Source organism: Aeromonas sp. BIGb0405 (assembly GCF_024807335.1).
GTDB lineage: Bacteria > Pseudomonadota > Gammaproteobacteria > Enterobacterales > Aeromonadaceae > Aeromonas > Aeromonas rivuli.
Genome location: NZ_JANUEP010000010.1, coordinates 1 through 14,025, shown reverse-complemented (window position 1 = coordinate 14,025; position 14,025 = coordinate 1). Strand labels below are relative to the sequence as shown.

The window sequence follows — 14,025 nt, the reverse complement described above, 5'->3', positions numbered from 1 at the left end:
ATTCTCATCTCTTGAGATGTGTCAGTCGAGCTCGCGTCCCCCGACCTTGCGCCAGATAAAAACCAGCAGGTGCAGCGCAAACAGCAACGAACCGGCGAGTCCGAACAGCAGGGCCGTCAAGGCATGAACCGAGCGGTCTGCCCCCAGCCACCACCAGGCGGCCCACCCCATCAGGCCGATGACCAGGGTCTGGATGGCGCAGACCGGGCAACGGCCCAGCTTGGCGCGGATCGCAGTCGCGAGACAGGCCTCACAGCTCACGGAGATAATCCGGGATGGCGACAGCGCCCGCCCTTTTGGGTTCACGCAGTCGCAGCACCAGTCGATGGGCATGCTGATCCCGGCCGTAATAATCGGGCAGTCGTTGCTGGGCCTTGAAGCCGAGCCGCTGATAGAGAGGCAGCGCCTCATCGTTGCCATCGGCCACTTCGAGCCGGATGGCCCCCCATCCCTGGGCCTTGCCTTTGGCGATCACCTGCTCAAGCAGACGACGGGCCCAGCCCTGGCGCCGCATCCGCCAATGAATGGCCAGGGTCTGGATCACCAGTCGATCCCAGCCTTTGTGTTCCAGCAGGCAGAGATAGCCCATCAGCTGGCCCTTGGTATCGTGCAGCAGCAGGGTGCGCCCCTTGGCATGACCGAGCAGATAGTGCCAGCGATTGCGGCCAAAGGCGACCTCGGGTGGGAAGCAGTAACGCTCCAGTTTTACGATGGCGCCCAGATCATCGGGAAGGGCGGCGCGCAGGGTCAACACAGGGAAGTCCTCGTTTGAGTTATTTATCTTCAGCACCAGAAATGCGACTTGTATCACAAGTTACCAAAGCGTCATATTAGGCACTCTAACCTCTTGTCCCCCCTCGCGCCATGGTCGTGCTGTCGGTGCATCGAAGCCCACCGGGGATACTGCCATACCGGCAGTCCGATCCCTGGAGCCGAAAATATGAGTACCTATGTCATCGTCGAGGAGCCGGGGGACTGGCCCTGTCACGGCGATTATCTGCTGACTGCCCGTTCCTATCTGCAACATGGCCTGCCCACTACCGGGGGACGCGGTCGCATCATCAACCTCTGCCGCAGCCTGGATCACCTGAGCGCTGGCTACTACTGCTCACTGCTGGCCCAGGCCCGTGGCCACCACTGTCTGCCCGGGCTGCAGGCCATCAGTGTGCTGCAACCCCAGCAGCCCCCCGCCAAGCTGTGGCGCAAGCTGCAATGCTGGCTGGCCCAGCAGAATGAAGACAGGATCCGGGTGCGCGCCATCTTCGGACAATGCGAGCAAGAGGCGCTGGCGGGGCTGGCTCGCTACTACTATGGCCTGAGCCAGCTGCCGCTCCAGGAGCTGACCCTGAAACGCGGCCGCCACGGCTGGTCGGTGCGCCAGCAGCAGAGCCTGTCACCCCTCGCCCTTGGCGAGGGGGAGCGCGCCCTGATGTTGAGTCATGTCCAATCCCTGGTCGGCGATCGGGCCGAACCCAGCACACCGCGCTACCAGCTCGCCATCTTGGCCGATCCTGGCGATGGTCGCGCCAGCAGCGATGATCTCGCCCTGGCTCGCTTCATCCGGGCCGCTGCCGTGCAGGGGATCCACGCCGAGCTCCTGACCCCCAATGCCATCGAGCGACTGCCTGAATTCGACAGCCTCTGGCTGAGATCCGAAACCGCCGTCGGCCACTACACCTTCGAGTTTGCCCGTCGTGCCGAGCAGCTCAAAATGCCGGTCATCGACAGCTCCCGCGCCATTCTCGCCTGCAGCAACAAGCTCTATCTCTATGAATTGATGGTGCGCAGCGGCGTGGCCATGCCCCCGACCATGGTGGTCACCCGGCGCGGTCGCCATCAGGTCGAGGAGCTGGTGCAGCGGCTCGGCCTGCCTTTGATGGTGAAGATCCCGGACGGCGCTCAGGGACGGGATCTGGCCATGGCCAGTGACGAGCCGCAGCTCGCCCGTCTGCTGGAGGAGGGCTTGAGCCGCTCCGCCCTGCTGCTGGTGCAGAGCCGGATCCCGGCCGAGTTTGACTGGCGCATCGGCTTTCTCGACGGCTCCCCCCTGTTTGCCTGCCGCCGCTACCGTCCCGAACCCGGCAACCGAATCCGCCGCCGCAAGCACCCCCTCGACATGAGCCGGATCGAGGCGATAGCGATGAACGAGGTGCCGGAGCGGGTATTGCAGATGGCGCGCCGGGCCGTGCATCAGCTCGGCAACGGCCTGTTTGGCGTGGATCTGCGTCAACAGGGGCAGGGCTGTGTGTTGCTCGAGATCATCGACAACCCCTGGATCCGCGGCGACATCGAGGATAAAGAGGCGCCGGATCTCTACGATAGGCTGGCCCTGGCATTTCGCGAGCGCCTTGAAAACCGGGGGCAGCAGGCCCTGACATGAGCCCACCCTGGTGCCTCTGCCCCGCACCGGATATGACAGAGGGGAGCCCTGGCTCCCCTCTGCTATTCAGTCCCGCTGACCCATTGCAGGTGTCAGCTGGGGCACTTACTCCGCCGGCTTGTGTTTGCGACTCGCCTTGAGCTCCAGATACTCGATGATCTTGCCCGCCACATCCTTGCCGGAGGCCGCTTCCACCCCTTGCAGGCCGGGGGAGGAGTTCACCTCCAGCACCAGCGGGCCGCGGGCGCTGCGCAGAATGTCGACACCGGCCACGTCCAGTCCCATGATCTTGGCGGCCTGCACCGCCGTCGCCCGCTCTTCCGGGGTGATCTTGATGGCCTCGGCCGTGCCGCCGCGATGCAGGTTGGAGCGAAACTCCCCCGGCTGCGCCTGACGACGCATGGCGGCCACCACCTTGCCATTGACCACCAGGCAGCGAATGTCGGCCCCATCGGCCTCGCGGATAAACTCCTGCACCAGAATATTGTTATTGGTCTGGATGAAGGCTTCGATCACGCTCTCGGCGGCCTTTTGGGTCTCGCACAGCACCACCCCTATCCCTTGGGTACCCTCCAGCAGCTTCACCACCAGGGGGGCGCCCCCCACCATCTTGATGAGATCCGGCACATCATGAGTGCTGTGGGCATAACCTGTCACCGGCAGGCCGATGCCGTGGCGCGACAACAGTTGCATGGCACGCAATTTATCCCGGGAGCGGGAGATGGCCACCGAGCTGTTGAGGGCCATGGTGCTCATCATCTCGAACTGGCGCAGCACTGCGGTGCCGTAGAAGGTGATGCTGGCGCCAATGCGCGGGATCACCGCATCGTAATTGCCAAGCTCCACCCCTTCATAATGGATGGAGGGATTATGGGAAGCGATATTCATGTAGCAGCGCAGGGTGTCGAGCACCTCGACCTCATGACCACGGGCACGAGCCACCTCGACCAGACGGCGAGTGGAGTAGTTTCTAGGCTCACGGGATAAAATAGCAATCTTCATGAAAGTTCCGCTAGGAGGCAGTGCCTGGGCAGGATAGGGCGGGAGAGTATAAGGTGCCACAGCCCTATGACAACGCCAATCGTTTATCCTGACAACAAGACAATCCACACAAAAAGTGCAAAAACTCGGTCTCTGTCATCCAGATGTAAAACGGCGGCTCCAGAGTGGGGCCGCCGTTTTCATGGGCCTATGGCCAGTCGGGCCGAACCGCGCCTCAACCCAGGTTGGGCCCCAGCCAGCGCTCGGCCTCGGCCAGGCTCATGCCCTTGCGCATGGCATAATCCTCGACCTGATCTTGCTGGATCTGCGCCACCGCGAAGTACTTGGCTTGCGGGTGGGAGAAGTACCAGCCCGATACCGCGGCACCCGGCCACATGGCGTAGGATTCGGTCAGCTGCATGCCGATCGCCTGCTCTACATCCAGCAGCTCCCAGATGCTGCCCTTCTCGGTGTGCTCGGGGCAGGCCGGATAGCCAGGGGCTGGCCGTATGCCCTGATAGTTCTCGCGAATGAGATCCTCCTTGCTGAGCGCCTCGTCCGCGGCATAACCCCAATGCACCTTGCGCACCTGCTCGTGCAGGTATTCGGCAAAGGCTTCGGCCAGGCGGTCACACACCGCCTGCACCAGAATGGCATTGAAATCATCATGCTGCGCCTTGTAGGCGTTGGCGATGGCCTCTTCCCCTATGCCACCGGTCACCGCGAAGGCACCGATCCAGTCCGGCTTGCCGCTCTCCTTGGGTGCCACATAGTCCGCCAGGCAGTAGTTGGGGAAGCCCTGCTTCTCGCTCTGCTGACGCAGGTGATGCAACACCTTGCGCACCTCGCTGCGTGACTCATCGCTATAGACCTCGATGCTGTCGCCGACCCGGTTGGCCGGGAACAGCCCTATGATGCCGGCGCAACGCACGCTCTGATCACGCTCGAGCAGATCCAGCATGGCGTTGGCCTCGGCGAACAGCTTGGTCGCCTCCTCGCCTATCACCTCATCTTCCAGGATGCGGGGATACTTGCCCGCCAGCTCCCAGCTCAGGAAAAACGGCGTCCAGTCGATGTAGGGGCGCAGCACCGAGATGGCAATGTTCTCGAATTTTTGTACCCCAGGCTCGCGGGGGGCGGGGGGCTGATAGTTCACCCAGTCCAGCTGCTGGCGGTTGGCGCGGGCGTGGGCCAGGCTGACCGGCTTGGATCTCGGCTGCTTGCGGGCATGCTGCTCCCGGGCGATTTCGTACTCCTTGTCGATGCGGGCGACGAAGGCGGGTTTGAGCTCGGGGTTGAGCAAACTCTGGGCCACCCCGACCGCCCGGGAGGCGTTCGACACATAGACCACGGGCTCGGAGTAGTTCTGCTCTATCTTCACCGCTGTGTGGGCCTTGGAGGTGGTGGCACCGCCGATCAGCAGCGGCAGCTTGAAGCCCTGACGCTCCATCTCCTTGGCCACGTGCACCATCTCGTCGAGGGACGGGGTGATGAGGCCGGACAATCCGATCATGTCGGCATTCACTTCCCGGGCGGTTTTGAGGATCTTCTCGCAGGAGACCATAACCCCGAGATCGACGATCTCGTAGTTGTTGCACTGCAGCACCACCCCGACGATGTTCTTGCCGATGTCGTGCACGTCCCCCTTGACGGTGGCCATCACTATCTTGCCGTTGCTCGACCCTCCCGACTTTTCCGCCTCTATATAGGGTTGCAGGTAGGCGACCGCCCGCTTCATCACCCGGGCAGACTTGACCACCTGGGGCAGGAACATCTTGCCCGCGCCAAACAGGTCGCCGACCACGTTCATGCCATCCATCAGCGGCCCTTCGATCACGTGCAGCGGCTTCTCGGCCCCGGCCCGCGCCTCTTCGGTATCCTCTTCGATGAAGTCGGTGATCCCCTTGACCAGGGCATGCTCCAGCCGCTTGCCCACCGGCCAGCTGCGCCACTCCTGATCCCGGGGATCCTCGGCCTGGGCGCCGGCACCGCGATACTTCTCGGCGATGGCCAGCAGATCCTCGGTGGCGTTGTCGTTGAGGTTGAGCACCACGGCGATCACTTTCTCTTTCAACTCCGCCGGAATGTCTTCATAGATGGCGAGCTGACCGGCGTTGACGATGCCCATGTCCATGCCGTTCTGGATGGCGTGGTAGAGGAAGACCGCGTGGATGGCTTCCCGCACCGGCTCGTTGCCCCGAAACGAGAAGGAGACGTTGGAGACGCCGCCGGAGATCATGGCGTGGGGCAAATTATCCTTGATGTCCTTCACCGCCTCGATGAAGTCCACCGCGTAGTTGTTGTGCTCGTCGATGCCGGTGGCGATGGCGAAGATGTTGGGATCGAAGATGATGTCTTCCGGCGGGAAGCCGACCTTGTCCACCAGCACCCGGTAGGCGCGCTGGCAGATCTCGAACTTGCGGGCCCGGGTATCGGCCTGACCCTGCTCGTCGAACGCCATGACGATGACGGCGGCGCCGTAGCGACGCAGCAGCTTGGCCTGCTCGATGAACTTCTCCTCCCCCTCCTTCATGGAGATGGAGTTGACCACCGGCTTGCCCTGCACGCACTTGAGCCCCGCCTCCAGCACCTCCCACTTGGAGGAGTCGATCATCACCGGCACCCGGGCGATGTCCGGCTCGCCGGCGATGAGGTTGAGGAAGCGCACCATGGCCGCCTCGGCGTCCAGCATCCCCTCGTCCATGTTGATGTCGATGATCTGGGCGCCGCTCATGACCTGCTGCTTGGCCACATCGAGGGCCTCGTCGTAGAGCCCCTCTTTAATCAGTCGCTTGAACTTGGCCGACCCGGTGACGTTGGTGCGCTCCCCCACGTTCACGAACATGGACTCCGCGGTGATGATCAGCGGCTCCAGCCCCGACAGACGGCAGGCCACCGGCAGTTCGGGCAGGGCGCGCGGCTTGATGCCCGCCACCGCCTCGCTCATGGCGCGAATGTGGGTCGGGGTGGTGCCACAGCAGCCCCCCACCAGATTGAGGAAGCCGCTCTGGGCCCACTCGCGGATATGGGCCGCCATCTCATCGGCATCCAGATCGTACTCGCCGAAGGCATTGGGCAGACCGGCGTTGGGGTGGGCGCTGACATGGCTCTCGCTGATCCGCGACAGCTCAGCCACATATTCCCGCAACTCGTCCGGGCCGAGCGCGCAGTTGAGGCCAAACGACAGCGGTTTGACATGGCGCAGGGAGTGGTAGAAGGCTTCGGTGGTCTGGCCGGAGAGGGTGCGGCCGGAGGCATCGGTGATGGTGCCGGAGATCATCACCGGCAGGGCATAGCCCAGCTCTTCGAACACCCCTTCCACCGCGAAGGCGGCCGCCTTGGCGTTGAGGGTGTCGAAGATGGTCTCGATCAGAATGATGTCGGCGCCGCCCTCGATCAGGGCGTGGGTCGATTCGGTGTAGGCGGCCACCAGCTGGTCATAGGTGACGTTGCGTTTGCCGGGATCGTTCACGTCCGGCGAGATGGAGGCGGTGCGGTTGGTGGGGCCCAGCACCCCCGCCACGAAGCGCGGCTTGGTCGGGTCCTTGGCCGTCCACTCATCGGCGACGGCGCGGGCCAGACGGGCCGCTTCCAGGTTGATCTCCGCCGAGAGGGCTTCCATCTCGTAATCGGCCATGGCGATGGGGGTGGCGTTGAAGGTGTTGGTCTCGAGGATGTCGGCCCCGGCGGCGCAATATTGATCGTGGATCTCACGAATGATCTGGGGCTGGCTGAGCACCAACAGGTCATTATTGCCCTTGATGTCGGTATGCCAGTCGGCGAAGCGCTCGCCCCGGTAATCCGCTTCTCCCAGCTTGTAACCCTGGATCATGGTACCCATGGCGCCATCTATGATCAGGATCCTCTGCGCCAGACAGGCCTGTAGACTCTTGTTATTTATCGACACCGCTCTTCCCTCTTACATCCATGCAACTGCGTGGCTTCATCCTAACAGCAAAGGAAAAAAATGGAAATCTAGCCGTCTATCTGTCTAAAACTTTCGTCTCGATACCCAAAAGTAGGTAGTGAGTAAACTATCACCACAGAGTACCCTATGCCCGTCCTATAGGGACTCGTGCTTGCTGTAACTCCAACGAGAAAAATAACTATGAGCGTCTACTACACTCTCTGCTTCTTGGCAGCATTGGCGATTCTTATCGCCTTCGCCAACCAATATGTCCTCAAAATCCAGACCACCATCGCCATCACGGCGGGCTCCATGCTGATCTCCTTGTTGATGGTCATGTTCGGCAAGCTGGGTTGGTTCAATCTGGAACCCCTTGCCGTCTCCACCATGGAGAGCATCAACTTCCAGGACTTCCTGCTCAAGGGGATACTGGGCTTCCTGCTGTTTGCAGGCGGGATAGGGATCAACCTGCCAGCACTGCGGGATCAGAAGTGGGAAATCACCATTCTCGCCCTCTTCTCCACCCTGCTGTCGACCTTCCTCATCGGCTACGGCTTCTGGGGCATCTCGGCGCTGCTGGGCTGGGAAATTCCTTTCATCTACTGCATGTTGTTCGGGGCACTCATCTCCCCCACCGACCCTATCGCCGTGCTGGCCATCGTCAAGAAGCTCAAGGCGCCACCCCAGATCGCCATCCAGATCGAAGGGGAATCCCTGTTCAACGACGGTGTGGGTCTGGTGATCTTCGTCACCGTCTTTGCCGTGGCCTTTGGCGGCAGCGAGCCCACCTTCTCGGGGGTGGCTTCCGTCTTCATGCATGAGGCCGTCGGCGGCATACTGTTCGGTCTGCTGCTTGGCCTGTTGGCCCACGTCATGATCAGCGCCACCGATGATGGTTCCCTCGAACTGTTGCTCACCCTCTGCATCCCGACTGCCGGTTTTGCCCTGGCCAACATCATGGGTGTCTCCGGTGCCCTGGCCATGGTGGTCACCGGTATCATGATCGGCAACTGGACTCGTCACACCGGCTTCTCCGAACAGAGCAAGCACTATCTGGATCACTTCTGGGAGTTGATGGATCAGTTCCTCAATGCCTTGCTGTTCCTGCTGATCGGTCTGGCGATAGTGTTGCTCGATATCGGCTGGGAGTTCTGGCTGTTGCCCATCATCGCCATTCCACTCTGCCTGGCTGCGCGTTTCATCAGCGTCTCCCTGCCCTATGTGGCGTTTCGCAAGTTCCGCAGCTACAACACCTTCTCCATCCGCATCCTGACCTGGGGCGGCCTGCGGGGCGGCCTGGCCATGGCGATGGCGCTGGCATTGCCAACCGACACCATGATGCTCCCCTCAGGGGTGGACTTGCGCGAAGTGATACTGATCATGACCTATGCCGTGGTCATGTTCTCCATCGTGATCCAGGGGATGACCATCACCCCCATGATCGAAAAAGCCAAGCGGGCCCACGGCGATTACTGAGCTGACTGATAAAGGTTGCACTCAGACCGCCCTGCAAGGCCAAAAAAGCCGCTCATTGAGCGGCTTTTTCATGGGGGAGAGACGGCAAGTCACCCTCAGTTGCGGGGCTTCTCGTAGGTGAACACCTTGCCGATATCTTCCAGGCGATAACTGGTGAGCTGGTAGACGTAGTAGTTGAGCCAGTTGGCAAACAGCAGGTGACCATGGCTGCGCCAGCTGGCGCGCGGCGGCTTGGCCGGGTCATTGTCGGGGTAGTAGTTGACCGGCACCATGGGCTCGAGTCCCGCCTCGAGATCCCGTTTGTACTCCCCATCCAGGGTCAGCACGTCATATTCGGGGTGGCCGGTGACGAACACCTGGCGGCAATCCTTGGTCGCGGCGAGATAGACGCCAGCCTCCTCGGACTCGGCAAAGATCTGCAGGTCGGTATGGGCGCGGATGAGATCGCCATCGAAGGCGGCATAACGGGAGTGGGGCGCCACGAAGTCGTCATCAAAGCCGCGCAGCAGCGGCTCGTTCTCATCCAGCCGGTGGTGGCGATAGATGCCGGACAGCTTCTCGCCATGGGTCTGCTTGTCCATGCCATAGAGCGCCTTGAGCGCCGCCTGCACGGCCCAGCACAGGAAGAGGGTGGAGGTAACATGTTCGTGGGACCACTCGATGATCTCGACCACCTTGTCCCAGTAGATGACCTCTTCAAACTCCACCCGCCCCAGGGGGGCCCCGGTGATGATCATGCCGTCGTAGTTGTTGCCACGCACCTGCTCAAAATCGTGATAGAAGTTTTCCAGATGCGCCTGGGGCGTGTTCTTCGACTCCCGATCGTCTATGCGCAGCAGATCGACGTCTACCTGCAAGGGCGAGTTGGAGAGCATCCGCATCAGCTGGATCTCCGTCTCTATCTTCTTGGGCATCAGATTGAGAATAAGCACCCGCAGCGGGCGTATGTTCTGGGTGACGGCCCGGGATTCCGTCATGACGAAGATGTTCTCCTGCCCCAATACTTCGGCGGCGGGCAACTGATCCGGGATCTTGATGGGCATGCTGACTCCCTGTACTGCATCGGTAAGAATGTCTGGACATCTAGAAGCCTATAATAAAGCACCCGAGCTGTCATCAGATACCTTTGTGTTCACCCCTGCCATTGACTAGCATACGGCTCAAGCGCCCCTCATTCCGAGCACCATGGCTGGCATCACCATTTCAGTAGACAGGCTGCAAGTCGGCAACTATGTCTCCCTGCCTCTGGGCTGGCGTGAGCACCCTTTCCTGTTTTCCAGTTTCAAGATAAAGAGTGAGGAAGAGATAGCGCTGATCCGTCGACTCGGCTTGCAACAGGTCACCCTGTTCCCCGACAAGAGCGACAGCCCGCCTCTGCCTCCGGATAGTGTCGCCCCCGTTGAGATCCCAATGTCAGAGCGGAGCAGCCAACAAGAGGCGATGCAGCAGGATAAAGAGGAGCGCATCGCCCGGTTGCAGCAATACCGCCATGACGTACAGCAGTGCGACAAGCAGTTTCAGCACTCTCTGAGCCAGGTACGCAGCCTGATGGGCAAGGTGCAGGCCCGTCCGCTCAATGCCATCACCGAGGCGAAAGATCTCATCGATGCCATCACCAGGCAACTGCTGGCGGCGGACGATCTGGTGCTGCACCTGATGGCCGAGGGTGACGTGGACGACCAGCTCTACTACCACTCCCTCAACGTCAGCGTGCTGAGCATGATGCTGGCCAAGGAGTGCAATCTGGGGGCTGAACAGATAAGCCAGGTCGGCATGGGCGCCCTCTTCCATGACATCGGCAAGCTGAAGATCCCGAGCCAGATAGTGCGTAAACGCGAGCCACTGACCAAGCCGGAGCAAAACCTGCTGGCGCAACATGGCCGCTATGGCCTCAGCCTTGTCAACCTGACCCCATCCTTTCCCGAGGAGGCCAAGGGCATAGTGCTGCACCATCACGAGTACCTGGATGGCAGCGGGCCCCTGGGACTCAAGGCCAGCCAGCTCGATCCTCTGACCCAGCTCGTTTCCCTGATCAATGAATATGACAATCTCTGCCACCGCCATGCCAAGGTGCCTTTCTCTGCCCTCTCCAGCCTCTACAAGCAGCGCAAGGGCCAATTCAACCCCGACTATCTGGCCCTGCTGATCCGCCTGCTCGGCATCTATCCTCCGGGCAGCGTGGTACAGCTATCCAATGGCCAGATTGGCTTGGTCATCGCCATCAAGGGCAGCAGCCTGCTCTATCCGAGCGTACTGCTCTATGACCCGGGCATTCCACGTCAGGAGGCGGCCATCATCGATCTGAGCCAGGTCGGACTCACCATCGCCAAGGTGATCCACCCCAAGCGCCTCCCCCCCGCCGTGTTTGAATACCTGAACCCGCGCACTCGCATCAGCTACTACTTCGACCCCAAACCGAAATAGTGGCCGGGATGGATCCTCTGGATAATCTTCCCGTGGGGCCGCTACAATCCCATGCTGCCTGGCGCCCTGTCCCGACGACACGGCAAGCTGGCCGCCCCCCACGTTAAACCAGCCTCATCAGGAATCTGTCATGCACATAGAGATAATCAGCACCGGGGACGAGATAGTGACCGGCCTGGTGGTGGACACCAATGCCGCCTGGCTCAGCGCCCTGCTGCTCGAACAGGGGTGGCAGGTGCGGCGCCGCCATACGGTGGGCGATAACATGGCCGACCTGGTGAGCCTGCTGCGCGAATGCGCGGCCCGCGCCGAGCTGGTGCTGGTCTGTGGTGGTTTGGGGCCCACTGCCGACGATCTGACCGCGCAAGCCGCCGCCGAAGCCTTTGACGCGCCGCTGGCGCTCTACCCTGACTGGCTCGAGGTCATCAAGGCGCGCTATGCCAGCCGGGGTCGCCCCATGCCTGCCAGCAACGCCAAACAGGCCTGGTTGCCAGGGGGCAGCGAGATTCTCGATAACCCGGTCGGCACCGCCTGCGGCTTCCTGGTCCGCCATGGCCAGAGCCGACTCTTCTTTACCCCAGGGGTGCCTTTCGAATTCAAGCAGATGGTGCGCGAGCAGATAGTGCCACGGCTACGCGGTGCGGGAAGTGCCCGGGACACCGAGCTGCGCCGCTTCTACAGCTTCGGCATCTCGGAGTCGGCCTTGAGCGACCAGCTCGATGCCGCCCCCTGGCCCGCCGGGATCGAGCTCGGCTACCGCTCCGCCATGCCGCTCATCGAGCTCAAGCTGATCGGTCACGGGGCGAGTGCGGCAGACATGGCGATCGCCGAGGCCCGGCTGATCCAGGCGATCCAGCCCTGGCTGGTAGGGCGAGGGGATCAGGCTCCCTGGTTGCAGATACTGGCAAGCCTCGACGAGCACCAACCCCTGCAACTGATTGAAGGGGCCAGTCAGGGGGCCCTGCTGGCCCTGTGCCGGGATCGGGTCGGGGTGAGCGCCAGCTACCGCCAGGATCTGCCCCAGGATCTGGCACGGCTCGAGGGGCCAGCGCAGGGACTGGCGCTCACCATAGGCCGCGCCGGCCCCGAGGGGGTGCCCCTGCTGCTCTCTCGTGATGGCCGCCATTGGGGGCAGACCCTCAGGGTCAATCACCCGGATCCCGCCAGTGGCCGACGCCTGCTCGCCTTCGCCGCCCTCGACATGCTGCGCCGCCAGCAGGCAGCTCTGCCGGTTATCGCCGATTATCCCACCCTGCCCCGCAGCGCCCGGCGTCTGCCCGAGTGATGCCACAGACCCCGGCAATCCGGGGTCCTCTTCCACCACCTCAATCCAGGCTCTTCTTGAAACGATGGGCCGCCAGCAGCAGCACTATGGCGGCGAAGCCCCCTAGCCAGAGGGCATCCTGCCAGAGCGATGCCAGCTCGCCCCCCCGTAGCACTATGCCGCGAATGATGCGCATGAAGTGGGTGGCGGGCAGCAATTCGGCGACCCACTGGGCGGGCACCGGCATCCCCTCGTAGGGAAACATGAAACCCGACAACAGGATGGAGGGCAGCAGTACGAACACCGTCATCTGCATCGCCTGCAACTGGGTCTGAGCCAGGGTCGAGATGAGCAGCCCCAGGGTCAGGCTGGCGGCGATGAACAGCAGGGTGGCCAGCAGCACCTGACTCAGGGCCCCGTTGATCGGCACGGCAAAAATGAGGTGGCCCAATCCCAATATGATGGCGACCTGGACAAGGCCCACCCCGATGTAGGGCAATATCTTGCCGAGCATCAGCTCCAGCGCCGTCACCGGGGTGGTGATGAGCAGCTCCAGATTGCCCCGCTCCCGCTCGCGCACTATGGCCGCCGAGGTGAACATGATCATGGTCATGGTGAGGATGACCCCGAGCAGACCCGGCACTATGTTGATGGCCGAGCGGCGCGAGGGGTTGAAGTAGAGCACCGTCTCCAGACTGACCGGAGGTTGAGTCAGGCGGGCGTCCAGCTCGGTGAGCGGCATGCTGCGCAGGCCAAGCAGGGCACTGGCGATCAGGGTATCCGAGCCATCGACCAGCCACTGCCCCACGGGGCGCCCCTCACCGAGCCGCCTCGGCAAATCCGCCGGCAACACCAGCACGGCGCGCACCTCCCCCCGGGTCAGGGCCGATTCAGCCTGGTCGACGCCCTCATAGTGGCGCGCGATGCTGACCACCTGGGTCGCCTTGACCGCCTCCACCAACAGACGGGCATCCGCCGTGCGACTCATGTCGAGCAGACCAACCGGGATATGGCGCACATCGGTATTGATGGCATAGCCAAACAGCAGCAGCTGGATCAGGGGGATCATCACCACCATACCAAAGGTGAGCCTGTCCCGGGCGAGCTGACGCAGCTCCTTCTGGGTAATGGCCCATAGCCGCAGCCAGCGGGTCATGCCCTCACCCTCGTCGTGACTTCCGTGATATTCAGGCAACAGGGGCTCATCACCGCCCAGACGCCAAAGGTGAGCCTGTCCCGGGCGAGCTGACGCAGCTCCTTCTGGGTAATGGCCCATAGCCGCAGCCAACGGATCATGCCTCCCTCCTCGTAGTGACTTCCGTGATATTCAGGCAACAGGAGCTCATCACCGCCCAGGCGCCAAAGGTGAGCCTGTCCCGGGCGAGCTGACGCAGCTCCTTCTGGGTAATGGCCCATAGCCGTAGCCAGCGGATCATGCCTTCACCCTCGTCGTGACTTCCGTGATATTCAGGCAACAGGGGCTCATCACCGCCCAGGTGCCAAAGGTGAGCCTGTCCCGGGCGAGCTGACGCAGCTCCTTCTGGGTAATGGCCCATAGCCGTAGCCAGCGGATCATGCCTTCACCCTCGTCGT

Annotated in this window: 12 protein-coding genes; 4 read left to right on the top strand and 8 right to left on the bottom strand. The window is 62.2% G+C overall.

What is annotated here, in order from left to right:
* Positions 1-21: 21 nt before the first annotated feature.
* Both M2366_RS16795 and M2366_RS16790 read right to left on the bottom strand, forming a co-directional pair.
* Entirely contained in the window at positions 22-261 is a 240-nt protein-coding gene (locus tag M2366_RS16795) for a DUF3624 domain-containing protein (protein WP_042040000.1), read from the bottom strand.
* A complete protein-coding gene (locus tag M2366_RS16790; protein ID WP_042040104.1) occupies positions 251-754 on the bottom strand; it encodes a GNAT family N-acetyltransferase in 504 nt (167 codons plus the stop codon). Before M2366_RS16790 ends, M2366_RS16795 begins: the two co-directional genes overlap by 11 nt.
* Positions 755-940: 186 nt before the next feature.
* Here M2366_RS16790 and M2366_RS16785 point away from each other — a divergent pair, with 186 nt between their 5' ends.
* Positions 941-2,380, top strand: coding sequence for a RimK family protein (locus M2366_RS16785; protein WP_259270211.1), 1,440 nt, complete (start codon positions 941-943; stop codon positions 2,378-2,380).
* 105 nt (positions 2,381-2,485) lie between these two features.
* On the opposite strand, the gene rimK is transcribed toward M2366_RS16785, so the two are convergent.
* The gene (gene rimK / locus M2366_RS16780; RefSeq protein ID WP_042040002.1) at positions 2,486-3,382 is read right to left on the bottom strand and encodes a 30S ribosomal protein S6--L-glutamate ligase; all 897 of its coding nucleotides are present in this window, start codon (positions 3,380-3,382) and stop codon (positions 2,486-2,488) included.
* A 214-nt stretch (positions 3,383-3,596) separates the two neighbouring features.
* Complete coding sequence (gene metH / locus M2366_RS16775) at positions 3,597-7,268, bottom strand: methionine synthase (protein ID WP_259270210.1); 3,672 nt, start codon at positions 7,266-7,268, stop codon at positions 3,597-3,599.
* A 201-nt stretch (positions 7,269-7,469) separates the two neighbouring features.
* On the opposite strand from metH, the gene M2366_RS16770 reads away from it, so the two are divergent.
* Positions 7,470-8,744, top strand: coding sequence for a sodium:proton antiporter (locus tag M2366_RS16770; protein ID WP_042040004.1), 1,275 nt, complete (start codon positions 7,470-7,472; stop codon positions 8,742-8,744).
* 95 nt (positions 8,745-8,839) lie between these two features.
* Here M2366_RS16770 and metA read toward each other — a convergent pair whose 3' ends face one another.
* The gene (gene metA, locus M2366_RS16765; protein ID WP_042040005.1) at positions 8,840-9,787 is read right to left on the bottom strand and encodes a homoserine O-succinyltransferase; all 948 of its coding nucleotides are present in this window, start codon (positions 9,785-9,787) and stop codon (positions 8,840-8,842) included.
* 142 nt (positions 9,788-9,929) lie between these two features.
* Between metA and M2366_RS16760 the strand changes: the two genes are divergently transcribed.
* Both M2366_RS16760 and M2366_RS16755 read left to right on the top strand, forming a co-directional pair.
* Positions 9,930-11,168: a DUF3391 domain-containing protein gene (locus M2366_RS16760; RefSeq protein ID WP_224431825.1), complete on the top strand. Its 1,239-nt coding sequence runs from the start codon at positions 9,930-9,932 to the stop codon at positions 11,166-11,168.
* Between the two features lie 130 nt (positions 11,169-11,298).
* The gene (locus M2366_RS16755; protein WP_259270209.1) at positions 11,299-12,453 is read left to right on the top strand and encodes a molybdopterin-binding protein; all 1,155 of its coding nucleotides are present in this window, start codon (positions 11,299-11,301) and stop codon (positions 12,451-12,453) included.
* A 40-nt stretch (positions 12,454-12,493) separates the two neighbouring features.
* On the opposite strand, the gene M2366_RS16750 is transcribed toward M2366_RS16755, so the two are convergent.
* Genes M2366_RS16750 through M2366_RS16740 form a run of 3 tightly spaced genes read right to left on the bottom strand, consistent with a single transcriptional unit; the run spans position 12,494 to position 13,868 of the window.
* A complete protein-coding gene (locus M2366_RS16750; RefSeq protein ID WP_259270208.1) occupies positions 12,494-13,588 on the bottom strand; it encodes an ABC transporter permease in 1,095 nt (364 codons plus the stop codon).
* Entirely contained in the window at positions 13,585-13,728 is a 144-nt protein-coding gene (locus tag M2366_RS16745) for a hypothetical protein (RefSeq protein WP_259237492.1), read from the bottom strand. Before M2366_RS16745 ends, M2366_RS16750 begins: the two co-directional genes overlap by 4 nt.
* A complete protein-coding gene (locus tag M2366_RS16740; RefSeq protein ID WP_259270207.1) occupies positions 13,725-13,868 on the bottom strand; it encodes a hypothetical protein in 144 nt (47 codons plus the stop codon). Before M2366_RS16740 ends, M2366_RS16745 begins: the two co-directional genes overlap by 4 nt.
* Positions 13,869-14,025 lie beyond the last annotated feature (157 nt).

Excerpts from the sequence above, each read along its gene's own strand:
- M2366_RS16785 (WP_259270211.1), top strand. The coding sequence starts at position 941 with ATGAGTACCTATGTCATCGTCGAGGAGCCGGGGGACTGGCCCTGTCAC.
- rimK (WP_042040002.1), bottom strand. The coding sequence starts at position 3,382 with ATGAAGATTGCTATTTTATCCCGTGAGCCTAGAAACTACTCCACTCGC.
- M2366_RS16770 (WP_042040004.1), top strand. The coding sequence starts at position 7,470 with ATGAGCGTCTACTACACTCTCTGCTTCTTGGCAGCATTGGCGATTCTT.
- metA (WP_042040005.1), bottom strand. The coding sequence starts at position 9,787 with ATGCCCATCAAGATCCCGGATCAGTTGCCCGCCGCCGAAGTATTGGGG.
- M2366_RS16760 (WP_224431825.1), top strand. The coding sequence starts at position 9,930 with ATGGCTGGCATCACCATTTCAGTAGACAGGCTGCAAGTCGGCAACTAT.
- M2366_RS16755 (WP_259270209.1), top strand. The coding sequence starts at position 11,299 with ATGCACATAGAGATAATCAGCACCGGGGACGAGATAGTGACCGGCCTG.
- M2366_RS16750 (WP_259270208.1), bottom strand. The coding sequence starts at position 13,588 with ATGACCCGCTGGCTGCGGCTATGGGCCATTACCCAGAAGGAGCTGCGT.
- M2366_RS16745 (WP_259237492.1), bottom strand. The coding sequence starts at position 13,728 with ATGATCCGTTGGCTGCGGCTATGGGCCATTACCCAGAAGGAGCTGCGT.
- M2366_RS16740 (WP_259270207.1), bottom strand. The coding sequence starts at position 13,868 with ATGATCCGCTGGCTACGGCTATGGGCCATTACCCAGAAGGAGCTGCGT.